This is a genomic window from Kineosporia sp. NBRC 101731, assembly GCF_030269305.1.
Classification (GTDB): Bacteria; Actinomycetota; Actinomycetes; order Actinomycetales; family Kineosporiaceae; genus Kineosporia.
On record NZ_BSTC01000017.1, the window covers coordinates 118,013 to 141,908 of the forward strand.

The 23,896-nt window shown below is 71.0% G+C and carries 15 protein-coding genes and 2 pseudogenes; 8 read left to right on the forward strand and 9 right to left on the reverse strand.

Annotation, left to right across the window (positions count from 1 at the left end):
• Positions 1-449: 449 nt before the first annotated feature.
• From QSK05_RS31980 to QSK05_RS32010, 7 genes are all read right to left on the reverse strand, one after another.
• Positions 450-1,802: a hypothetical protein gene (locus QSK05_RS31980; protein ID WP_285601131.1), complete on the reverse strand. Its 1,353-nt coding sequence runs from the start codon at positions 1,800-1,802 to the stop codon at positions 450-452.
• A gap of 830 nt (positions 1,803-2,632) precedes the next feature.
• A complete protein-coding gene (locus QSK05_RS31985; RefSeq protein WP_285601132.1) occupies positions 2,633-6,190 on the reverse strand; it encodes a DUF5682 family protein in 3,558 nt (1,185 codons plus the stop codon).
• A gap of 4 nt (positions 6,191-6,194) precedes the next feature.
• Positions 6,195-7,496 carry an ATP-binding protein gene (locus QSK05_RS31990; RefSeq protein ID WP_285601133.1) on the reverse strand — a complete coding sequence of 434 codons (1,302 nt, stop codon included), beginning with the start codon at positions 7,494-7,496 and terminating at the stop codon, positions 6,195-6,197.
• Between the two features lie 188 nt (positions 7,497-7,684).
• The gene (locus tag QSK05_RS31995; RefSeq protein WP_285601134.1) at positions 7,685-12,757 is read right to left on the reverse strand and encodes a hypothetical protein; all 5,073 of its coding nucleotides are present in this window, start codon (positions 12,755-12,757) and stop codon (positions 7,685-7,687) included.
• Positions 12,758-12,770: 13 nt separating this feature from the next.
• Complete coding sequence (locus QSK05_RS32000) at positions 12,771-13,643, reverse strand: DUF4132 domain-containing protein (RefSeq protein ID WP_285601135.1); 873 nt, start codon at positions 13,641-13,643, stop codon at positions 12,771-12,773.
• A gap of 115 nt (positions 13,644-13,758) precedes the next feature.
• Positions 13,759-14,769, reverse strand: a complete 1,011-nt coding sequence (locus QSK05_RS32005; protein ID WP_285601136.1) for an aminoglycoside phosphotransferase family protein — start codon at positions 14,767-14,769, stop codon at positions 13,759-13,761.
• A 38-nt stretch (positions 14,770-14,807) separates the two neighbouring features.
• Positions 14,808-16,187, reverse strand: coding sequence for an NsdA family TPR-like regulatory protein (locus QSK05_RS32010; protein WP_285601137.1), 1,380 nt, complete (start codon positions 16,185-16,187; stop codon positions 14,808-14,810).
• 787 nt (positions 16,188-16,974) lie between these two features.
• Between QSK05_RS32010 and QSK05_RS32015 the strand changes: the two genes are divergently transcribed.
• The 6 genes from QSK05_RS32015 (at position 16,975) to QSK05_RS32040 (ending at position 21,087) form a co-directional block, all read left to right on the forward strand.
• The gene (locus QSK05_RS32015; RefSeq protein ID WP_285601138.1) at positions 16,975-17,355 is read left to right on the forward strand and encodes a hypothetical protein; all 381 of its coding nucleotides are present in this window, start codon (positions 16,975-16,977) and stop codon (positions 17,353-17,355) included.
• A 76-nt stretch (positions 17,356-17,431) separates the two neighbouring features.
• The gene (locus QSK05_RS32020) at positions 17,432-18,631 is read left to right on the forward strand and encodes an acyl-CoA dehydrogenase family protein (protein WP_285601139.1); all 1,200 of its coding nucleotides are present in this window, start codon (positions 17,432-17,434) and stop codon (positions 18,629-18,631) included.
• Positions 18,628-19,395 carry a PIG-L deacetylase family protein gene (locus tag QSK05_RS32025; protein ID WP_285601140.1) on the forward strand — a complete coding sequence of 256 codons (768 nt, stop codon included), beginning with the start codon at positions 18,628-18,630 and terminating at the stop codon, positions 19,393-19,395. The genes QSK05_RS32020 and QSK05_RS32025 overlap by 4 nt, the downstream gene beginning before the upstream one ends.
• A 5-nt stretch (positions 19,396-19,400) precedes the next feature.
• Positions 19,401-19,958, forward strand: coding sequence for a class I SAM-dependent methyltransferase (locus tag QSK05_RS32030; protein WP_285601141.1), 558 nt, complete (start codon positions 19,401-19,403; stop codon positions 19,956-19,958).
• Positions 19,955-20,707, forward strand: coding sequence for a glycosyltransferase family 2 protein (locus tag QSK05_RS32035; protein ID WP_285601142.1), 753 nt, complete (start codon positions 19,955-19,957; stop codon positions 20,705-20,707). The genes QSK05_RS32030 and QSK05_RS32035 overlap by 4 nt, the downstream gene beginning before the upstream one ends.
• Positions 20,704-21,087 carry a hypothetical protein gene (locus tag QSK05_RS32040; RefSeq protein ID WP_285601143.1) on the forward strand — a complete coding sequence of 128 codons (384 nt, stop codon included), beginning with the start codon at positions 20,704-20,706 and terminating at the stop codon, positions 21,085-21,087. The genes QSK05_RS32035 and QSK05_RS32040 overlap by 4 nt, the downstream gene beginning before the upstream one ends.
• Here the strand turns inward: QSK05_RS32040 and QSK05_RS32045 are convergent.
• A complete protein-coding gene (locus QSK05_RS32045) occupies positions 21,066-21,818 on the reverse strand; it encodes a RibD family protein (RefSeq protein ID WP_285601144.1) in 753 nt (250 codons plus the stop codon). The genes QSK05_RS32040 and QSK05_RS32045 overlap by 22 nt on opposite strands.
• Positions 21,815-23,020, reverse strand: coding sequence for an NsdA family TPR-like regulatory protein (locus tag QSK05_RS32050; RefSeq protein ID WP_285601145.1), 1,206 nt, complete (start codon positions 23,018-23,020; stop codon positions 21,815-21,817). The genes QSK05_RS32045 and QSK05_RS32050 overlap by 4 nt, the downstream gene beginning before the upstream one ends.
• 530 nt (positions 23,021-23,550) lie before the next feature.
• Here QSK05_RS32050 and QSK05_RS32055 point away from each other — a divergent pair.
• Positions 23,551-23,673 (forward strand): annotated as a pseudogene (locus QSK05_RS32055) (potassium-transporting ATPase subunit C); the annotation flags it as partial.
• A gap of 63 nt (positions 23,674-23,736) precedes the next feature.
• A pseudogene (locus tag QSK05_RS32060) lies at positions 23,737-23,896 on the forward strand (sensor histidine kinase KdpD); the annotation flags it as partial.

Here is a 23,896-nt window from a genome sequence, read left to right on the forward strand (position 1 = left end):
TCAGAGGGCTGCCGTCGGTCCGCCCTCACCTGAGGGCTGCTGCTCAACTCCGTCACGATGCCCGCAGTCTAGGGCCTGTTGCCTCGGTTACCGCCGTAGCCAAGAGACACGTCACGGTCGTGCGGGGATCGGCACGGCACCGCCGGGTGACCTCCGGATGCGCCGCCACCAGCAGATACCGGCGAAACAGCCAGGTCCTGTGACGACCGCGAAGGCCCGCCCCGTCCTCGTGCGTGATCATGCGAACCCTCCCGGCTCCGGTCTGGCGAACCGCTCGATCACGAACCAAGCGATCGACCACCTCCGGCCATCACCACCCGATCCGAACGCGTTCGGGCCTCGACGACATCACGAGGAGATGCCGGCCCGTCAGCACGGCCATTCACGGCGCACCCCGACCCCGCTCAGCCCGACCCCCCTCACCTCAACCCGGCCCACCCCGGGCCCGCTCAGAACGGCGCCGCCAGAAGCTCACGCTGATAGGTACCGGCAGCCAGCCAGGCCCGGGCCAGGTCGCCCCCGGTCTCGGTGGCGAGCCGGCCGAACACGTCCCGCTCCGCGGGCTGTGCGGCATCGAGTAGCCGCTCCAGCAGGACAGCTGCCGTGGCCAGCTGGTCGCGGCGGAGCATCGCGGCCTCTGAGCGCACCTCGCGGGGAACACCGGGCACGGACAGCGTGCGCCGCCCTCCGGACACCACCCGTTCCAGACGCCTCCGGTAGGCCAGGAGCGGATCGGCCACCTCACCGGTCGCCGGGAACGGTGGTGGTGGGCCCGACGGACGCAGGAAACGCGACGACAGACGGTCGAAGCCGAGATCGGCATGTCCGCCCAGACCGGCCGGCAGCCGCAGGTCACCGCCTCCGACCGCGATCAGTTCCAGGGTGCCCGGCAGCCCGAGAAAGCTCGCCGGAGCGGCGAAACCGTTGACGTCACCGGTCGGGGGCCGTGCGACCGCCAGCATCCGCAGGCCCGGTTTGCCGGCGAGCAGCCGCAGGTTGTCGCGGTGGATCCGGTGCCGGTCGCCCACCGGCCCGACGAGCCGCACCCCCTGACCCTCGTCGTCCACGGCCAGCAAGGCGTCTCGGTCGTCGCCGCACACCGTGAGCGCGAGCAGCCGCGGCCTGCGATCACCCGCGTTCGCCGGACCGGTACCCGTGTTCAGCGCACCGAACCGGCTCAGGAGCTGTGGTTCGGTCCATCCCACCCCGGCCGCACGCACGGCCCGCACCCCACTGCCACTGCCCAGGCGACCCTCCGGGTTCGCAGTGGCGGACGACATGATCATTCCCGCCCGCGACAGGTCCCGGTGCGACAACCCGGTCTCCCCGACTGCCACCGGCCCCGCGGCCGAGGACATGACACGTTCCGCGTCACCGGGTTTGACGTCGGAGACCGACCACATCCGGCCCTCGGCATCGGTCAGCCAGACGACCACCCCGGCATACCCGGCGGAGCTGATCACGGGTTCCAGGCACAACCCGGCCAGTCTCAGCCCACCCACCCCGCTGTAGACTGTGCGGGCCGTTCCCCGCCAGTCCGCTGGATCACCCGTACCGGTGGACACCGCGTACGCCACGGACAGCACCTCGAGCAGATCGGCTGTCAGCCCTGGCAAGGAGAACGAGGCGTCGTCCGCCCGGGCCGCCCGCACCGCGCTCACCACCCGGGTCGCCGACGAGGCCAGACGATGCAGTGCCCGCAGTCGCGCCTGATGCACCCCGGCCAGCAACTGCCCCTGCAAAGCCGCACCGGCACCTGCGGTCCCGGCCTCGAGAAGGCGACCAGCAGCGTCCCAGATCATCTGGGCGGCAGCACGTTCCGATGGTTTCCAAGCAACGGACGCTGTGGTCACCGCGGTCTCGGCCGTGGATTTCGTGGGAGCAGAGGCCGCCGAGACGGCCCCTACAGGGGTGGAGACCGCGGGAGCGGACGCCATGAGGGACGGCGCAGTGGGGATCGAGGTGGACGCCGGCGTGAGCTGCCCGGCCGCGGTGACTCCGGTTCCGGCGGTGACTCCGGTTCCGGCCGTGACTCCAGTTCCGACCGTGACTCCAGTTCCGGCCGTGACCGAATCCGGTGCAACGGATCCCGATCCGACGGGATCCGGCGCTGCGACTTTCGAGGACTTCGGCGGTTTCGAGGGAACCGGCTCCGTCGCCGCCGGACCAGACTCCCCCGTAGCACCGGCCGGTCTTGCTGCCACCGGCGCGGTCGCCGCAGATCCCGGTGCCGTGGTATCAACGGCTGCAGGACCGGAAGTTTCAGGAAGCGGTACGGCGGCGACCCCAGGAACTTCCGGATCGCCGGAGGCGGCCGACGACTCCCCTTCCACCAGATCCCTTTCCCCGAACGGCCCCTCCTGCGCCGGATCGGCCACGGGGGCAACGCTCAGAACCGCGGCGCGGTGGAGGCATACCGGCGCGAGAAGGCAATCACAGAAGACGTTCTCGGGCCTACGAAGCGCCCCGCCCTCGGGCTCCAGCGTGACCCGGGCGCCACCGAGGTCGACGGCCCCGTCCGCGTATGTCCATTGAGAAGATCCTGAAACCGTTGCGTCGAGACGTTTCTGCAACCGTGCGGGCAGACCGGCGACGGTTGCCGCCACCAGTTCCGGATCGGCCGGGGGAAGGTTCATCGCACCTGCTCCCCCACCCAGCGGGCCAGTTCGAGCGGGCTGAGTGCGGCGACCGGCATACCGGCACCGACCAGCTGGCTTGCCACCGAGACGCTGTACCTCGCCGCGCCGGTCTCGTCCAGGCCCGCACACCCGAGAACGTGCACACCGGCGTCGACCAGGAGCCGCACCTGGGCCAGCAGCGGGCCGATCGAGCCCCCCTCCTCGAAATCGCTGACCACCACGACCATCGTGCGGCTGGGCACGGTGACGAGTTCGCGGGCGGCGGCCAGGCCGGTCGCGATCGATGTGCCGCCCCCGACCGAGACCTCCAGCAGCAGCGACAGCGGGTCGCTGACCACGCCGGTGAAATCGATGACGTCGGTGGAGAAGGCGAGCAGGTGCGTGGTCAGCGAGGGCACACCGGAGAGCACGGCGGCGGTGATGGCCGACCAGACGGTGGACGCCTCCATCGAACCGGAGACGTCGACGAGCAGGATGATGCGCCAGTCGGTGGTGCGCTTGCTGCGGGTGCGGAACACCGGGTGCTCCGGGATGACGGTGGGGGTACCGTCCGGAAGATAGCGGGCCGTCTTCAGATTCGCCCGGATCGTGCGGTGCAGGTCGATCGGTCCCCCGGGACGACGGGTCGGCCGGGACGAGGTGAGGCCGGTGAGCGCGGGGGTGAGCGTGCGCGACAGTTCCTGCGTGAGATCGGAGACCACCTTGGCCACCAGTGGACGCAGCCGGGCCACGGTGCGCTCGGGCAGCGCACCGGCTAGCGAGAGCACGCTGGTGAGCAGTTCGACCGAAGGCCTGGCCGAGGCCGGGTCGATGGCGAGCGCGGCGTCGACACGTCCGCCGGCCGCCGCGGCCGCGAGCACCTCCTCGCGCACCGTGGCCCCGAACAGCTGGGTCAGGTCTTCCGACCACTCCCGCACGCCGGGGTAGGACGGACCGTCGCCGGCGCCCGGTCCGCCCAGGTCACCGCCGGAGCCCTCGCCCCGTCCCTGCCCGTAGAGCTCGTCCAGGGCCTGGCCGTACCGCTTGGCCTGCCCCTGTAACTGGCCCTGTTTCTGGCCGAGCACCAGACGCCAGCGATCGGCCGGGGCCAGTGCGACGACGGAGGCCAGCCCCCGCTCACGCAGCGCTTCCAGGGCGTGGGCGTCGGCCTGGGCCCAGCGTCCGAGCAACACCGGATCGGTGGTCATGACCAGGTCGAGCCGGTCGTCCAGCCGGGCCTCCACCGCCGCCAGCAGACGGGTCCGCGCGGCCGGGGTGAGCACGTCGAAACCGCCCCGAACCGCCGGGAGACGACGCAGGAACAGGTCGTCCGGCATCACCTCGAGCCGGGCCAGCAGCGGGTCGATCACGTCACCGCCGGCCTCCAGCAACGGCCCCGCGACGATGAGCAGCCCGGACAACCGGGCGGTCAGTTCGATCGGGGCGTCCAGGTCGAGCCAGGCCGCGGCCCGGTCGCCGAGTCCGGCGGCGTCGTCCAGCCCGAGCAGCACCCGCACTGCGGCCCCGGCGCCCCGCATCAGTGGACTGCCCTCGGTCGCAAGGCGTTTCAGCGCGGCATCCAGACGCATCCCGGTGCCGAGCCGGTCGTGGCGCACCACCAGGGCCAGGAGGGCGCGGGCGTCGGCCGGGTCGCTGGAACCGGCCAGGCCGTCGACCTGCCGGATCGCAGCCGTATGAACCTCTTCCACGACCACGGCGAGATCGGGCAGAGCGTGGCCGGCCACACCCGGCACGGTGTTCTGTTCCAGCCGGCTCAGCAGGTCGAGCCCGGCGAGCAGTTCGGGCAGGGTGGCCGTGGCGGGCAGTACCCGGGCCGTGTCGTCCAGCCGGTCGGCGGTCAGGCCCGGCAGTCCGCACCCGGCCGCGGCCAGGAGCCCGTCGAGCACCTGCTGGGCCGTGCTGCCGCCGTCGGCCCGTTCCCGCTCGCGCTGCCGGCGCAGCGTTCCCTCGGACGCCTGTTCCAGCGTCACCCCCAGCAGACCGGCGATCTCCGTCAGCGCGGCGGACGACGGGGTCCACTCAGCCAGCCACAGGGTGGTGAGCGCGGCCGCCGTCCCGACACCCTGCACGTCGGCCGGGAGGGCGTAGTAGATGCCGCAGGCCTGGGTGCGCTGGAGGGTGACCTCGCGACGCCGGTCCAGCGGGCTGCGCAGCGGATCGAGGCGAAGCTCCTTACGATGCGGCTGATCGGGATTCGGCAGCTTCAGCTCTTTGAGCAAAGCTTCCAGAGACGGCCCGAGACCCGACCTGGGGGTGCCCGGGGCCAGGCGTCCGCGGCGCTCCCCGACGAGCACCTTCTCCATCGCCTGGGCCACCACCCGGCCCCGGCCGAGCATCTCGCCCTGGGCCAGGACCGAGGTCAGCGCCTCCACGATCTCGCTGCGTCCGGGGGCGGGCAGGCCCCTCAGCCGCGCAAGGTCTTCGGTCAGGCGCACCACCTCGCGTGCCTCCCCCGGGCCGGCCGGGTGCCCGCCCTCGCGGACACCGGCGCACACCTCCACGGCGATCCGCACCGCCGCCGACGAGACCCGCGCGGGGTCGCCTCCCGCCTTCACCGTCTCGGCCTGCCACCGCGGGTCCCGGATGCCTGCCGGATAGCCGGAACGACTGTCCAGCAACGGATCTGCGTACGGAATCAGGCTGGTCGTCACGTCGGGCACCGGACGCGGCCCATCGAGCGGCGCCGCCCGGTTCCGCCCCGCCGGGTCGATCCCGTCACCGTCCACCAGCGCCGGGGCGTGAAAAGCCCCGACCAGAAGCGCGATCCGCGCATCCGGCGTACGGCGCAGCTGATCGGCGACGACGGCTCGCATCTGGGCCTCGCGCCGCATGTCGACTCCGGCGACCCGGCCGTCCCGGGCCTCGTCGGCGCGCATCGCCCAGCCCACCGCGAGTGCCGCACGCCGCACCTGTTCGGGCGTCGCACCCGGAGCCGGCGCCTCGACGACCCGGTCCCACAGATCATCACCGTCGCGGCCTGTCTGGGACCGGCGCAACGCCCGTGAGAAGAGCTCCTCACGAGCAGGTTCCGGGGCCTGCGGACCGCCGTCGGCCATCGCGTTCTTCCGGGGTCCCCGGCTTCCCCGCTCACCCCAGCCGACGTCGGCCAGGGGCAGATCGCAGGGCACGATCTCCACCCCCTGCTCCACCGCCCACCGCACGGCCACCAACTCCGGGGAGAAGTCGGCGAACGGGTAGAACGGCAAGGGCTCCCCCGAACCCGCCAGCGCGACCGGTGCCACCGTGCGGGGATGCCCCAGCCACGGCATCCACCGGGCGAACTGCGGCGGCATCTCGATCAGCAGGACCTGCGGCCGGAACTCTTCGAGCAGCGCCGGGATCACCGCGGACAGAGCCGGCGAGTGGTGCCGCACCCCGATGAGATAGGGCCGCGCGGCGACCATCCCGGCCACCGCGGCCTGTGGTTCCGGCAGACCCGAACCGGACAGATCCGCATCGGGCGGGGCCGAACCAGGACGGGACGAATCGGGACGGGACGAACCCGGTAAGGACGATCCCGGCTCCACCTGTGTCTGCCTCTGGCGGGCCATCAGCTCACCCTTCGAGCCGGTCGCGCAGTTCCCAGACCTGACGCCAGAGCCGTCCGCCGCGCTCGGCCCGCCGCCGCACCGCGCCGTCCCAGTAACCCAGGAGCCGGGCCGCATCGGCCGGGTCGTCCTTGCGCACCACCCCGAGCAGGTGGCCCGGCAGCAGGGAGAGCACGTCGCGCCCGGAGGGGAAGTAGGCCGCGGCCAGCCCCAGGGCGGCCGCGACCGACACTGCCTCGGCCGTACTCATGACGGTGGACGGGCGCTCCACCTCCCAGCCCTCGACGGTGCTGCCGTTACGCAGGTCACGGAAGGCGGTGACCAGCACCTCGAGCACCGAGTCGTCGACTGTGAACGGCGCCTGCACCCGCTCCAGCACCGCCGAGGCCTGACGGCGCACCAGGGCGGTCTCCATCTCGATGTCGGCGATCGGGTGCACCTGCTCGAAGTTGAAACGCCGTTTCAGGGCGGCCGACATCTCCGACACCCCACGGTCACGCAGGTTGGCCGTGGCGATCAGGCAGAACCCGGGTGCGGCGTGCACAGCCGCATCGGCACCGGACAGCTCCGGCACCGCGATCCGCCGGTCGGACAGGATGCTGACCAGCGAGTCCTGCACCTCTGGGAGACAGCGCGTGACCTCTTCGACGCGGGCCACAGCACCCGCCGACATCGCACTCATCACCGGGGACGGCACCAGGGCCGACCGGCTGGGCCCCTGCGACAGCAGCGCCGCATAGTTCCAGCCGTACCGCAGCTGGTCTTCCGTGGTGCCCGCCGTACCCTGCACCACCAGTCCGCTGGTGCCGCAGACGGCTGCCGAGAGCAGCTCGGAAACCATGGATTTCGCGGTTCCGGGCTCACCGACCAGCAACAGGCCACGTTCTCCCGCGAGCGTGACCACGCAGCGCTCGACCAGGGCCCGTTCGCCGACGAACTTCTCCGAGATCGTCAGGCGCTGCGGCACCCCCTCCCGCTCACGGCCTTTCGGGAGCGACAGCGGACGCTCACTGCCGACCACGAACGTGACCACGGCGCGCGGCGTCAGCTTCCAGCCCGGTGGACGCGCACCGTCGTCGAACGCGGCCAGGAACTCCAGCTCGGCGGCGTACCGGTCTTCCGGCGGATCCACCTGCCGGGGAGCGCTGTTCCCGGCCTCCACAGCGTCGGCCCCGTCCTTGCCGACCGCAGCACCCTGACCGGCCACAGCACCCTGACCGGCCACAGCATCCCCCTTGACCTCGGCGTCCTTCGTGACCGCGGTGTCAACCGTCCTCGCCGTCCCGGCCGTTCCGGTCGTCTCGGTCATCGCCTTGCTCCTGCCCTGCTCGTCATCATTCGCCGTTGCCCGCACCCAGTGGGTGCCCGGCCAGTCTCCCGGGCTCCGCTCATCGCGCCGCAACCGACATGCATCGGCGGCCGGACGGACGAACGGGCCACGGCCGCATCGACCGGGCCCAGCGCCTCACCACGCACACCGGCACCCCTTCCCCGATCTCATCGCCGCGCATCCCGTCCCGTGCGGAGCGCATCCATCCTCGGCCCGTCATCGGCGACCACCCGTTCCCACGCCGTGCCGTAGAGCTCTCGCACCGACGTGACCGGCACCCCCAGGTCCAGCGGTGACGTACCGTCGGCCAGCAGCCCGAGCATGGGCACCTTCCATGCCTCCACCGGCAGTCCCGGCGCCTTCACCGGAAGCCAGGCCGAGGGCAGGAACACTCCACGGCCGGCCCGGGCCCGCTGCCCCTCGACCACCAGCCCGGCCCCGAGCAGCGCCGCTGTGGCCGCCTTCAGCACCCGGGGGGTCCAGCCGTTCCAGAGCCTCACGTTCTTGTCGGTCGGGTCGGGCAGCGCCAGCAGTTGCAGGTACAGCCGGGCCGCATTCTCGTCCAGGCCCAGTCGGTCGCTCACCCGGTCCACCAGTTCGGGCACGCTGACCAGCGGATCCTGCAGCCATCCCGAGTTCTCCGGGGACTCCGCCCGGAGTTCGTCCACCAGCCGGGCCAGTCCGGTCCCTTGGGCGATCAGCAGAGCGGCCCCCTGGCGCCCGGCCGGAGTGCCCGCCAGTCCCAGCAGGGGCGCGCCGTCCGAGTGCAGCGCGTTCGGACGGACGTACACCTGCGTCAGCCCCGGCCTGCTGACCAGGTAGCCGGCGCCACCCAGTTCCCAGGTCTCCGTCGACCGGGGCTGACCGGTCGGCGCCGGTGGCAGACCGTAGACCTGGCGCAGACCGTCCAGCCCGGCCTCCGGCTGCCCGGCGGCGAACGACAGCAGCAGATCAGGATTGTCGAGCCGCTGCCGCAGCGCCTCGTACACCCGGGGCAGGACGGCACGGATCGGGTCGCCCAGCGGCAACCGATACGCCAGCCAGAGCATCCCGATGACGGTGTCGGCCAGGTGCGAATCCCGGAAGGCATCGCCGGGGTTCTTCGCCTTCTCCCCGTCGTACACCACCCGGTGCTCCTCCATCCGGCACTGCACATCGGTGGTGAGCCAGGGCGTGGACTCCGGAGCCACCATGCCCTGCAACACCGCGGACGCGTCACCCGCACCGCTGTAAGTGTTCTTACGGGCTGCTGCCAGATCGGCGACCAGGACGTCGGGCACCGGCACCCGGCGGCCGAACCGGGTGTTCCATTCCTGGGCCAGCCGTCCGACGTCGGGCCCCTTCTCCCAGAGATCGGCCGGCTGCTCGGGCATGGCCGCCCCGAGCAGGTGCAATCGGTCGGCGGTCGTGAGCATCCGGTGCAGCGAGTCCCGGGCCGCCTTCGCCTCGGCCACCTTCAGCCCCAGCTGCTCGCGCACCGGCTTGGGCAGGAAGTTGTTCTCGTACGTGTCGATCCGCAGCAGACCGGTCAGCAGCAAAGACGCCTCGACCCGGGTGAGCCCGGTCTCCCGCACCAGTTCATCGACGGCCTCCGACCGCCAGGGGGCCGGTCCACGGGTCTCGACCAGCTCGAGCATCTGTCGCAGACGCTGCTGACCGCCCCAGCCCCACCCCTCGCGCGAACCGGCGATCGAGAAGCCCTCGACCGGGCCGAAATCTCCCCGCCCGGGCACGTACTCGATCGCTGTGAGCACGCCGCGGTAGGCGCCGTCGAGATACTCGTTCCCCCAGCTCTGGGCGAACGCCTGGCCGCCCCGGGTCGGCAGCAGCGTGCCGAGTTCGACGTCGTTGGTCGAGGACGGCTGCGGGGAGGTCAGCCTCAGCCGACGCCAGTGCCCGTCCTGCTCGGCGAGCGGGGTTTGCGCCACGGCGGCGAGTAGCACCAGCAGCGCCGCCCGGTCGTCCGCCGGGGTGGTGGCCAGCCCGGCCCTCAGGGCCAGGGCCCCCAGACCACCGATCACCGGGCTCCAGTCGACCGACGTCGACGGCACCTCGACCACCGCGGTCCGCTGGCGGCCCAGGCCGACCTTCGACAGTAGGCCCTTTTTCGGCGGCCCGCCGGTGACCGCGGCGACCACACCCTTCAGGTTCACGATCGCGTCGGGGGTCTCGTGGGAGCGGCTCCAGTAATAACTACGGACGTCGGTGAGCCCGCCGAGCGACCGTTGCAGATCCGCGTCGGTCGCCTGGGGAGGCACCGGAATACCCTGCCCCGGAACCGGATCGACGGCCGGGGTCTCTTCGGGAAGGATCACCTCCCCGGTGACTGGACGCGGCTTGATCTCCACGACGCCCGTGGTGACGGGCCGGGGCAGAGCGGTGATGCGCTGCACCTGCTCGGCCGCCGCCTCGGCCACCCCGGCCACACCCAGAACCAGTCGCTCGTCGCCGATCCCGGGCAGAACCGCACGAACGGCCTTGACCGCTTTCCCCTTCCGGGCTCCGTCGAGCAGAGCCCGGCCCTGCTCCCGGGTGATGGCCCGCAGCACCGCGGAACCGTTCTCGTCGCGGGCGCGCAACGCGTGCCAGAACGCCACCGGCGGAATGTACGCCGTACCCCGGGCGTAGACCGCCTCGGCCCCGCGCCGGCCCGTGACCAGCTCGGCGCCCCGAGCCTCGCCGTCGGTGAAGGTGATGCCACCGGCCCGCCCACTGGCCAGCAGAGCCGCGGGCTCACCGCCGCCGGGCATCCGGATCGGGCCGAGCGCAGCGGCCTGATGACTCATCCAGGCCGAGCCCGTCAGCCGCGCGCTCAGCCGGGCCACCTCACCGGTCACCGAGACAGCCTCGAGCGAACCGTCTTCCTGCCGCACCGAACGCCAGCCGAGCAGACCGTCGGCCGCGCCGAACGGAGTGCCCTCCAGCCCGGGCCGCAGCGGGGCCAGGGCACACCAGTCGTCGGCGAGCTCAGCCCCCTCGGCCGCGAGTCCGGCCTCGAAGAAGGCCGGACGCGATCGGCGCCCCGGATCCCCCGTCGCCGGGTCGTACTCACGCCACGACCGCCCGGAGTACCCCTCCCCCTCCAGTCTCCACCAGCCGGAGCCGTCGGTGGCCACGTCGCGGACCTTTCCCACGACCCGGTCACCGGGTAGCAGCGGGCGACCGCCGAAGGTCCGCCCACCGTCGGGCAGCGGCAACGACGTGCCGAACCGGCTGAAATAATGATGGGGCTGGTCGTTACCGGCCCGGAAGACCTCGTCGGGACGGTCGCTCCAGTACCCGTGCATGCCGTCGCTGCTCTGCCAGGTCACCAGCAGCTGCCCGTCGACGTGGACGACGGACCGTGAGTAGTAGCCCGGTACGTCGGCCGGGATGCGGAAGGTGTGACGCAGCAACACCTCGTGGGGGCCCACCACGATCGCCATCACCTTGTTGTGCAGGATCAGCTCGGGCCACGAGTCGGTGACCGAGAAGGCCTCCTCTGTCCAGCCGTTCGGGTGCTGCTTCGGCTCGGGGAACTCGGTGACGGCCTGCTCGAGGGCAGGCCAGCCGAATTCGTCGAGCAGCCCGATGCGCAGGGTACGGGCCAGGATCTCGGCGACGTCGACCCCGGCGATCCGGGCGTGGGTCTGCGGGCGCACCCCGAACACCTCGCCGTGCGCCGCCGGCTGCAACCGGTCGAGAGCAGCGCTCAGAGCGGGCAGTCCTCCCTCGTCGACCTCGTCGGCCGCCTCTTCCAGCCAGGTGGCGAGCGCCCCGCGGGTGCCCCGGGTCTCGTAGAACACCCGCACGTGGTCGAGGGGCAGACGCCCGGCGCCGTCGCGGCCCACTCCGTAGCCGCCCCGCAGGGCCTCGTTCAGACCCAGCCGCATCGGTTGCCGGGCCCAGTCGGCCTCGGCCAGGGCGGCCAGGTCTCGCCGGCCGGGTGAGTCGTCGCGGCGCCAGCGCTGCAACGGGAACATTGGCACCGAACGGTCTTCGGGCAGCTCGACGCTCAGGCCGAGATGGAGCACCAGGTCGAGCAGGTCGAGGTCGATCCCGGCCCCGAGCAGCCGCAGCGGCTGGTTCTCGGCCTTCAGCCGGGACTCCATGCGCTGCACCAGGTCGAGCAGACGGGCCGATCGCCGGGTGTTGCGCCAGCCGCGGGCCCGCCAGGCCGCGGCCCGGACCAGCCAGCCGGAGGAACCGTCGTCGGAACGGGCCTTCTGGTCGACGCCCTCGGTCTCGATCAGCCCGGCGAGCGCGCCGGCCTCGTGGAGCAGGTCGAACCAGAAATCCTCGGTGCCGCCCTGCTCGGCGCGGGGGAAGAGGGCAAGCAGCCGACCGCGGATCACCGGGTCGTGCTCAGCGAGCCGTTTCAGGGCGGGAGCGTAGGACTTCCAGAACGGCAACGGCGCGTGCGGCAGGGCCGGTGACTCGAGCAGGTCGGCGATGACCCGCTCTTCCTGCTGCCCCTGGTCGAGCTTCGCTGCCTTGATCAGGCGGCGCAGGTCGTCGGCCATACCGGCGTAGGGCGGCAGACCGCCCGCGACCCGCTCGGCGCAGACCTGGCGGAACAGCTCGTACGCGGCCACCGGGTCGGTGCGGCCGGCGAGGTCCTTGGCGTACTGGGTGAGCGACTTGGCGTTCAGCGCCCCGTTGAAAGCGAACTCCAGGAAAACGTCTCGCTGACGGTTCTCGTCGATCGGCAGGGCGTAGACCCGTTCGGCCTCGCGCGCCTTGCCGAACATCGTGGCGGCGCCCTGCTTGTTGTCGACCGCGATGAACGCCCGCCCGGCCTGCTCGTAGAAGGTGGGCAGGAAATGCGGCACCGAGGCTCCGAGCCGGGCGGCGAGCTCGTCGAAACCCTCTCTCGCGGCTCCGGGGCGGCTCTTGGCCTGCCGGGCGAGCCGCTCGATGTCTTTCACCAGGGCCAGGGCATGGTGGCCGTTGGCCGGGTCGTTGATCAGCGCCCAGGCCGGGAACCCGAGGGCCTGACGCCGGCCGGTGCCGAGGGGAACCGGCGGACGGGAGACCTCGAACCCGAGGAACTCCAGCGCCAGGTCTTCAGCCTGGCCCAGGGTTTCGGGCACCAGTCGCACCACGACGCGCTCGCCGAGTGCCGGATGACGGTAGGCCCGGGCCGTCACCGTATCGGTGGCACCGGGCTCTCCTCCTCCCGGGAAATCCGGGGAATCGGTGTGCTCCGGGACCACGATCGCCCCGGCCTCGATCAGCCGGCTACGCAGCTCTCTGCTCATGCCCGAACGCCCTTCACGCATCTTCGTCGTCGGTCTTGCGGCCCGCGTGGATGCGCGCGGCCATCCGGGCCCCCTCGGACCAGGCCACCGGCCCGACCCCGGTCAGGGGCACCGGCCGGGACTGCTCGTCGACCCAGCCGAGTTCGCCTGTCCAGGCAGGAGACTCAGGATCGTCGGAACCGAGCCAGTAGCGGGCGTCCAGGGCGTGCCCGTCTTCCCAGATGCGCAGGGAGGCGTAGCCACCGCGCACGGCGTAGCCCTGGGAGGTGGCCCGGCCGGTGAGATGCCGCAGCTGGTCGAACTCGCCGTTGGCCCAGTCACTGACCGAGGTGTCGCGGGCGCGCAGTCCGGCCGGGCGCGGCGCGATCTCCCGGAACAACTGTGAGACAGCCTGTTCCACCTGGAGGTCGGCAACGAACTCACGCAGCTCGTCGAGATCGGGCAGCAGCACCGGATGCGGGACCGCGACGGCCCGGGCGGGCACGAACACCGTGTCGCCGTCGAGCGTGACCAGACCGATACCCTTCTCCGCATCGACCGCCCGCAGCAGGCCGACCTCACCGCCGGAGGACGGGTCGGCCGACGCTGTCAGAGGACGCACGACCAGGTCACGCAGGGCACGCTGCCAGGACTCGTCCGGCCAGACCTCGGCCAGCACTCCCAGCGGCACCGGCAGCGAGCGGACCATCCAGGTCTCGACCTGGACGAGACAGCTCGCCTCGTGCCGGGCGAGCCACTCGACGGTCTGGCGCAGCTGCACCACGACCGGATCGTCTTTCAGAGAGGCCGGGACACCCTTCAACAGGCGACCGGCCTGGTTACGGCACCTGACGCGGCCATCGACAAGAGCCACTTCGTGCCCGCTCGCGGTCTTCGTCCAACTCACGTCGCGGACGCTACCAACGGCCACCGACAATTTGATGAGCCGGACCGGTGAACCGGCCCCGCCCAGCGAAAACGGGCCGGGCCCGACGGACCCGACCCGCTCTGCGAACGAGACCCTAGGCTGCGACCTTGCCGTAGGTGCTCCAGCGGGCCGCGGCGTCTCCCCTCCGGAGGCTGTCGACCCGGAACCGCCACTGCGGATGCAACCCCGGGTTCGCCGCCAGCACCGGAAGTACGCTGGTGACCAGCTGCAGCTCACGCAGCCGGCGCAGCACCGGGAACCCCGGCCAGGACTGCACGTCCTTCCCGTAGGCCTGGGCGAAGCGCGCGGCGAGGTCGCCGCCGTAGTCGAACCGCAGCGCGCCGACCGCGATCGGGGTCAGGTCCCACTCCCGCGGACCCCAGCAGGTGGAGTCGAAATCGCACAGCACCGGACCGTTCTCGCCGACGATCACGTTGCCGAGAAACGAATCGCCGTGGATCAGCCCGGCCGGCAGCAATGATTCGAGATCGTTCAGCGCGGCCAGGTCCAGTGCCACCGCATCGGTCTCGGCCTGGAGGAAGGCCAGGTCGTCGAGCGGCAACTGCCCCGCCGAGGCGATGCGCCGGCGGATGCCCGCCACCGGGCCCCACCGCACCAGGGACGGGGACGACGCGGCGGCCGACGGCATCGGGCCGGTGTTCTGACCCGGTACCGAGGGACGTCTACGGCTACGACCCCGCCGGGCCGGTACCACCGGGGCCGCCGGGGCCTGGAGCGGTACGGCGTGCACCGCCTGCAACAGGGCTGCGAGATCGTCGGGCACCGGGTCACGCACGGGCCGGACATCGTGCCAGACCGTCACCTCGTGCCCACGGATCATCAGTGGCTGGTCGTCCGGCTGACCGGATGGCTGGAACAGCCGTACCGCAGGCACTCCGTGCTGTTCGAGCAGCCGGGCGACGTGCACCACCCGCCGGGCCCGCTCCCCCACGGCGGCGGAACCGGCGATGCGGAGCACCACCCCGGAGCGGGGCAGGCGCAGCACCGCGTTGTTGGTGAACTTCAGAACGGTGTGGCCCCGGGGATCCAGGTCCAGCAGTCGGCAGGCGGCATTCACCGTCGCGGTGATCTCCGCCGGATCCATCGCAGGGCGATCGAGCCCGGGACTGGGGTCGGCCGGGTTCACGAGGCGAGAACCTGCTCGATCCGCAGGCCCAGATCGCGGACCGCGTCACCGTTCGGGCCACGGTCGGCCACGCTGACGGCCAGCCGGCCCAGCGGGGCCAGCCGGTCGGTGACCCGGCGCGAGCGCAGTCGGTGGGCCTGTTCCAGGGCTTGGTCGCCGAACTCCAGTGCGGCCTGGGTGTCTTTCGTCAGGAGGCAGGCCGTGGCCAGCGCGCCCTGCTCGAACGCCAGACTGCGGGCCATGCCGTCGGTGCGCTGAGCCACGCTGCGCTCCAGCGCCTGGCGGGCCGGGGCCGCATAGGCGTCGTTGTGCCGGGCCATCGCGAGCTTGGTCATGCCGTCGAGGGCCAGGACGTCGAGCTCGTGGAAGAACTGCACCCAGGGCTCCTGGTCGGCGTCCCCGGCCCGGTCGAACTCGTCCTGGGCCCGGTTGAGGTGGGTGATGGCCTGGGCCTCGTCGCCCATCTCGGCGTAGGTCCAGGCGATGTTGGCGCACAGCATGGCCACGGTGCGGCGCGAGCCGGAGTCCTGCGCGGCGAGCTGACCGAGCTGGAAGAAGCGCAGCGCCTCGCCGACACGCTTGCGGTGCAGATAGACCCGGCCGGCGCGATACAGCACGTTGGCCGTCAGCGAGGGCACCTTGGCCTGGCGGGCGAAGTCGAGGGCCAGGGCGAGGTGCCGCCCGGCGACGTTGTAGAGACCGACGTCGAAGGCGGTCCAGCCGGCCAGGTTGTGCACGTCGGCGGCGGCCACCAGCAGCTGGGTCTGAGTCGCCGGCCGGGAGGGCAGCTCGCACAGCTTGTCCACCCAGCGGGCGTGGGCGGCCACGGCATCGCGGCAGGCTCCACCGCCGAACCGGTAGTCGAGGTGACGCAGCTGAGCCGTGACCGCCTCGGCCTGCTCGACGTCTTCGGGGCCGATCTGGCCGGGCAGCGGGGTCGCTGCGGCCGGGACCGAGGCCCACTCCGCGGACAGTTCGCCGGCCGTCCCCACCGTGACCTCGGCCGCGTAGGCCAGGAGCGCGTGCCCACGGGTGTCGTCCTCGTGGTCGGTGCGGGTCTGGGCCGGCACCAGGTTCTGGTCCAGCCACGTCGCCGTGTCGGTGTCGTAGGCGAGGCCGAGATACCCGCGCGGCACGCCGAAACCGTCGGCCACCCGGCAGAGCACCTCGTACGCCATCACCCGGCGCCCCCGGAGAACCTCGTAGACCTCGGACGAAGACATCCCGGTGAGGGCCGCGATGGTTCGCTGTGAGGTGCCGTGTTTCTGAAGCAACCGGAAGACTGTGCCCAGATCACGGGCCGCGAGCGCGCGGCGCATGTCCAGACGTTCCCAGACCTCGTCGGCGGGCAGTGGACTTCTTGGTTCCACGTTCATCGCTCGACTCCTGTTTCCCCGTTTTCCCCGTCTTGACCGACGGTAGGGGATCCGTCACGGATTGGCTAACGACTCAAAAAGAATGTAGCCAAGCCGACTAGCGCGACTAGGCACCCCACGAGGACATCCTGTTTGTCCTCATTAGAGGCTTATGCACAACCGCCTTGCCGAGCCGCCTAGCCCGACGAGTCACCGGCGATAGGCAGTGCCCAGCAGCAGAGCCGTTCCCCCCGACTGCTGTACGCCGGAGCCGAGCGGGCGCAATGCTCTTGGAACAGCGCCGGGACGGGTGACAGTCACCCGCCGACACCCTCCACCCGTCCCGGCGCCGGCTCGTTCCCGCTCGCTCGCCAGAACACGCACCGCCGGGCCTGCAGCGGGAGCAACGGGGAATCAGCAGATCTGCGGTGAGCGTCGGGGGACGCAACCTCGCCATCCATCCGTGCAAGCGGATAGGCGTGGTGGCCATGCCGGTGCGATCCGGCGACCCCTCGGGGTACCTCACCATGCCGGAATACCGGAAAAAATCCGCACAGAACAGACACAAAGAACTGCACCGAAACTGTTGTGAACCGGGAAATCTGCCGGTGACTTCCAGGAATCTCACGGAAACGCTGTGTCGAATCTTCATACGTCCGGACGAGGCATTAGCCGTCCGTACGGGTCATTTAATCGCGGCCCGTAACGGGAGGCGGTCCTTAACCGATAGCGCCCCCAGTGACTCTTTGACGGGAGTGACGGCAGCAGTGCGAAGCACCACCGATACACAGGTCATGGAGGTCTGGTCATGAGCGAGGTCAGCAGGATCACGAGCACCGTCGGGGGTGTCTCGACCAGCTACAGCCCGGTCCGCGAGAGCGCGGTGATGATCAACCTCGAGGCCTGGACCGGACGACTCAGCTTCGATGCGAAGAACGGCCGTGGCTGGCGCGTCGGCACGGTGGTCGTCGATGTCGCACTGTCCGAACTGACGATCACCTACGGCACCCGTAAGCGCGCCGTCATCGACCGTGGAGACTTCCGCGACTGGCTGCTGCGCCCGGGCACCCCGCTGCCCGTGGACGACGTGGTGTGGCGGAGCGAGGCCGACGGCATCTACATCGTCATCGGGGGCCTCACCTACGCCGTGCCGGACTTCGTCCTGCAGCGACTCGACAACCTCATCTAACCCAGACATCTTCCCCTTCGGCCGTGGGGGACATCTGGACGGGCCGGATCACCGCGCGGGGTTCAGGATTCATCGCGTGGGAGTGCTGACAGATCCGACCCTGACCGCACCCCCGGGCCGGGCTGCAACGAACCTGTTCTCGTGGCCCGGCGCCGGGCCGAACACCTTGCTCTCCGGGGGAGAGGGGGAACCCGTCGACCGCTCCGCCCCGGACGCGGCCGACCGGGTCGCCGATGCCGTCCGCGCCGTGGTGCAGACGCTCGGGGCCGAACTACCGACCGGCCCGCTGCTGCCGCTCTGGCAGACACTGGCCGCGCTCGGTCACGCTGACCTGACCGTGGGCCGGCTGGCCGAGGGACACATCGACGCGCTCCGGATCCTGCACGAGGCCGGATGCAAGCCGGTACCGGACGCGGTCTACGGGGTCTGGGCCTCCGCCTCCGGCGGCACCGGCCTGACCGCTACGGCCAACGCCGCCGGCACCGCTACGGCCAACGCCGCCGGCACCGCTACGGCCAACGCCGCCAGCACCACCCCGGCCGACGCCGCCAGCACCACCCCGGCCGATGCCGCCGGCACCGGCTGGACCGTTGACGGCACCATGCGGTTCTGCTCCGGCGCCTGGTTCATCGACCGTGCCCTCACGGTGGTCTCCACCGACGAAGGCAAGGTTCTCGTCGACATCGATGTCAGCTCCCGTCATCTGACCCGGCTCGACGACACCTGGCCGTCCCTCGGGATGGACGCCACCCGCAGCGTCGACATCGAGGTGCGCGGTCTGCCCGTCCCCCAGGACGCGGCGGTCGGCGGCCCCGGCTTCTATCTCGACCGGCCCGGCTTCACCCTCGGTGGCGCCGGGGTGGCCGCGGTCTGGCTGGGCGGCGCTCACGGTCTGCTCCACGCCCTGCTCCGCAACCAGACCCGTGAGGCCAACCCTCATCAGCTCGCCCACCTGGGCGCCATGGCCGTGGCAATCAGCTCGGCCGACGCCCTGCTCCAGAGCCTGACCGACCCGCCCCTGAGCTCGCCCGACCAGCCCCTGAGCTTGGCGGACATGACCGCGGCCCGCACCGCGGTGGAACTGGCGGTGCTGGAGGTGCTCGCTCGCGCGCCCCGGGTCACCGGCCCCAACGGCCTCTGCCGCAACGGCGAGATCGCCCACCGCCTGGCCGATCTGGAGATCTACGTGCGCCAGCACCACGGTGAGGCGGACTACGAGCAGATCGGCGCCCACCTGGTCGCGACCGGAGAACTGCTCGGGAGGACGTTCCGGTGACCGACCAGATTCAGGTCCATACCGAGGTCACCGCCCGCGGGCTGCCCGCGAACCTCTGGCGGCCCAAACTGGAGGCGGCCCCGACCCCCCGGTTGCTGCCGATCGTCGCGGGCCGCCCGGTGACGGTGATCGCCCCGCATCCCGACGACGAGTCGCTCGGGGCGGGCGGACTGCTGCACCGGCTCACCACCGCCGGCTGCACCCCCACCGTCGTGATCGTGACCGACGGCGCCGCCGGCTACCCCGGCGCCGGCCCGATGCAGCGGCGCGACCTGGTGCGCACGCGCCGCCGGGAGACCTGGGCGGCGATCCGCCAGCTGTGCCAGAAGGGCGCCCAGCCGATCTTTCTCGACATCCCCGACGGCGAGGCCACCGCGCACGAAGACGAACTGACCGACCGGTTCACCGATCTGCTGCCTGCCGACGGCCTGGTGCTGGCACCCTGGCCGGACGACCCGCACCCCGATCACCAGGTCGTCGGCCGGGCCGCCCGGATCGCTTCGGCCCGGGCCGGTCGGGAACTGTGGCAGTACCCGATCTGGATGCGGCACTCGATCCAGCCCGACGACCCCCGGGTGGACGACGCCACTCTGACCGTGGTTTGCCTGTCGGCCGCGGAACGCCAGGCCAAGCGCCGGGCGATCCTCGCTCACAAGAGCCAGATTCATTCCCCCTTCAGCGGTTACGGCCCGGTGCTGCCCGACCACGTGCTCGAGCTCTTCGCCGACGGCCTGGAACCGTTCTTCGTGCCGAGAATCCCGTAGACGCCGTGCGAGAGACCGATTTCGAGAAGCGGTACCAGGAAGACATCGACCCCTGGGGGTACCGCGATTCCTGGTACGAGCAGCGTAAGTACGCGATCACCCTGGCCTGCCTGCCTCGCGAGAGGTACCGGACGGCCTGGGAACCCGCGTGTTCCATCGGCGTACTCACCCGAGGTCTGGCCGCCCGCGCCGACCGGGTGATCGCTTCCGACGCCAGTCCGACCGCCATCGCCGCCGCACGCTCCGGTGACGTTCCCCCGAACGTCGAGTGGAACGTCCACCCCTTACCGGCCGGACCACCACCCTCGTCCGCCGATCTCGTGGTCCTCTCCGAGATCCTCTACTACCTGGCTCTTCCCGACCGGGAACGGACGCTGTCGCAAGCCTGGACGGCCCTCGACCCCGGAGGAGACCTGATCGTCGTGCACTGGCGTCACGCGTCCGACGACACCCATCTCTCCGGTGAGGACACCCATGTCTGGCTGCGCTCCCGGCCGGGGTGGCGACACCTGATCTCCCACCGGGATGAGGAATTCATCCTCGACGTCTTCAGAAAGCCATGAAACCCGAAGCCTTCGCCGTCGTGATCCCCGCCATGAACGAGGCCGACCTGGTGGGCGACTGTCTCGACGCGGTCATCGCCGCGGTCTCGCGCAACCGCCTACCGGTAGCGATCGTCCTGGTCGCCCACCACTGCACGGACAACACCGAAACCGTTGCCCGAGAGCGTTTCTCGAAACTCAACGGACTGATCGAGGGCATGGTGGTCCGGCTGGACCGGGGCAACGTCGCCACCGCGCGATCGATCGGCACGATGGCCGGGCTCTGCCTGCTCGCGGCCTACGGCGTGTCATTCGACCGTACCTGGCTGCTCTCCACCGACGCCGACAGCCGGGTTCCGGCCGACTGGATCGACCGTTACCGGCGGCACATGAACCGGCGCAGCGCCGCCCTCACCGGCCTGGTGCAGGTCACCGGGTGGGATGACGCGGACACCCAGGACGATGCCCGCGAGGCCTACCACCACCTGCTGCGCACCACCGGCCCGCACGCCTACGCGGCCAACCTCGCGGTCCGCGCCGACGCCTACCTCGACGTGGGCGGCTGGCCCGACCAGGTGCCGGGTGAGGAGCACGCCCTGCTCGAGGCCCTGCGCCGGAACGACTGGCCCGTCGTCCCGGCCCCGGACAACGTGGTCACCACCAGCGGCCGCGACACTCCGCGGGCCCCTGGTGGTCTCGGCGAACTACTCGGCCGGCTACGAGCGGCGCACGCGGGGGTTCCGAGGCAGGCACTACGCTCACGACCATGAAGTCCCCCGGGTTCCTGATCGGCCTGGCCCTCCTGACCCACCTGACGCTGACGGCCTGCAGCACCACCGGCGACGAGACCCCGCCGTCCCCCGCACCGTCGTCCGGCGTGATCCCGACCGACTGCGTGACCGGCACCGATCTCGCCGAGACGATGAGCGACCCGAGGGTGACCCAGATCGAGGTACTGCCCGACTGCTCCGGCGTCGCGGTGAGCACCGCCCTGGACGAGGACGAGGCCGATCTGGCCCTCCTGGTCTGCGATTCCGCCGCCGACCTGGCCTACACGGCCCAGCCGACCGTCACCGGGATCACCGTGATCAGCGAGAACGGCAACGACCTGGCCACGGGCGTGCGCGATCAGGCCTGCGCAACGGTGTAGGGACGAGCCACCAGTCGCAGATCCGGCCCGGAACGGGCGATGTCGAGCAGTTCGAGGCGCAGGATCTCGTCCATCGTGCCGATACCGGCATCGAGCAGACCGCTCTTGCCCGAACCCAGCAGCGCCGGCGCCACGTAGTTGATCACGCGATCGACCAGCCGGGCCGCGATGAACGAGCCGGCCAAGGTGGGCCCGCCTTCGAGAAAGAGCCCCCGCACTCCCTTCGCGTACAAGGTCTCCAGCAACGCCGGCACCGAAAGACCTTGCGATGAACGAGGAATTCGGAGTACCTCGGCAGACGAACCGGTCAGGTGCCCGGTCGGGGCGTCCGGCGCCACCGCGATCAGGGTCGGCGCCGATGAATCGAGAACCCGCGCGTCAGAGGTGGTCCGGGCGTTGGTGTCCACCACCACCCGGTACGGCTGCCCGGATGCCTCCACCGAGGACAGGTCCAGCCGGGGATCGTCACGGCCCCGCACCGTCAGATGCGGGTCGTCGGCCCGCTGGGTGCCCGAGCCCACCACGGTCGCGTCACAACCAGCCCGTAACAGGTGCACCTCGGCCCGGCTGGCGGCGCTGGTGATCCACTGGCTGGTGCCGTCGGCCGCCGCGATGCGCCCGTCGAGCGTGGCCGCGAACTTGTAGACCACGAACGGGCGGCCCTGCTCGTTCACCGCCGCCCACTCGTCGCGGCCGACCAGCTCGTCGATCGACACCGTGAGCGCCGTCACCGCGCCCCCGCCTGCACGGCCCCCACCAGCGACTCGCCGAACTCGATCACCCGGCGGTCGGCGATGTCCTGGTCGGCGGCCACGTCGGTCATCGCCTGCAGTTCGTCGAGCGTACGCCGCGAGCCGGTGTCCACGCCGATCTCCAGGGCCTGACTGCCCACGTCCACGGCCTCGTCGATGCGGCGCAGCATGGCCAGGGCCTTGGACTTACGGGCCATGTGCAACCCCCGCTCCCGCCGGTACTCCTGCGGCCACTCGGTGAGCGCCCGGTCGTAGGAGTCCACGGCCTCCTGCGCCTTGCCCAGGGTGATCAGTACGTTCGCCCGCTGTGCGGTCACGTAGTCGGTGGTGCACCACTCGGCCAGCGACCAGGGGTCACCCGGCTCCGGTCCCGGATCGTCCTGCACCAGCTCGAGCGCGTCGTCCATGGCACTCAGGGCGCCGCTGCCGTCACCCTCGATGGCCAGGCCGACGGCCCGTTGCTGGGCCGCCGCGGCGCGGATGCGGGGAGCCGACCCGGCTCGCCGTTCGGCCGCCTCACTCAGCCCGATCGCCAGCGACGACTCCTGCTGGGAGGCCGCCTGCTGGGCCCGGCGCATCAGCGTGTACGCGGCCAGGTCGGTGTTCTCACTGGCCTGGGCCCACTCCACGGAGCGCCCGGTCCAGACGACGCTGCGCACGGACTGCCCGGCGTCCTCGAACAACCAGCCCTGGAACTCCGCGTAGAGGGTCGCGAGGTCGAACACGCGGTGTCTGAGGTCCCCCCGTGCGGAACCCAGCATGTCCTGCACGTTCGACATCTGCTCCCCCACCGTCGCGATCAGGCGACCCGGGCCCAGCATGGAGTCGGAGCGGACCAGAGAGGCCCGCAGAGTGGTGAGCTCGTCGATGACCTGGGCGCTGACCGGCAGGGACGGCCGCACGGAACCACGGCGCCCCTCCGGCAGCGGCATGGCATCGAAGTCGGCCGGCTCACCGGTTCCGAGGAAGGCCTGGAAGCGGTGCACCGACTCCCGGCTGGCCCGGCTCAGTGCGGTGTCCAGCGCGGCCTGCATCTCCGGAAGCGGCTCGATGTCGGCACCCCGCGACTCCCAGTTGCTCACCGTTCGCACGGCGACGCCCAGGTGGTCGGCGAACCCGATGACCGTCATCCGCAGAGCCCGGCGAAGTGCCCGGGTCTCCCGTCCTGTCCAACGCTCCACCGCGATCACACGACCACCCTTTTCTGCCCGGACCGGCTGTTGCTTCGTGGGCACGAGCCGGTTCCCGAAATCCCGAATCAGGTTAAGTCGGCTTTGATCGATTCCCCATAGCCGTTGCATTGCCACTGCCATATCCGTAACGACACGCAACTGACGGTTACTTAGAGGGAGGTTTGAGGACGCTTCCCAGCTCGAGTCCCCCGGTCTCCGCAACCGTTTGTGCTTTGGATCACCCCAGGTCAAACCAATATTCAGCGACCGGCAGGGATCAGCGTCAAGAAGCTGTCGGGATCTCTGCAAGATCTGTCAAGAAACCGTCAACGCATCTGCCCTTCCCGATCGTGCGGATATGTGCTTGCACCAGTCCGGCCGGAAGCCGAACGGAACGAGCCACGTGAGGGATGGCCGTGCTCGACCTGGTGTACCCGGTGTGTCCGGTGGTGGCCGGGGCGCTCTTCGGCGTCCTGGCCCTGATCGTCCGGGAGGTGGAACGGCTGTGACCTGCAGGTCGCGCACGGGCCCCGGAGCGAGGCATGGACACTGCTGCTGTGGAGAAACTGATCGGCAAGTACACCGACGGCCGGACCCTGGGCCTCCCCGGTGAGCCGGGTGCCGACGTGCTGGAGCGCAGCCTGACCCTGGATGAGGCGTAGGTCGTGCCTGGACGGCTGCGCGTGCACCTCGGGGCGGCTCCGGGCGTGGGTAAGACGTACAAGATGCTCGAGGAGGGTCACCGTCGTCGTGAGCGCGGCACCGACGTGGTCGTCGGGTATGTCGAGACTCACGGCCGGGAGGCGACCGAGGCGATGATCGGAGACCTCGAGGTGCTCCCGCGGCGGGTGGTGTCCTACCGGGGTGCCACGTTCACCGAGATGG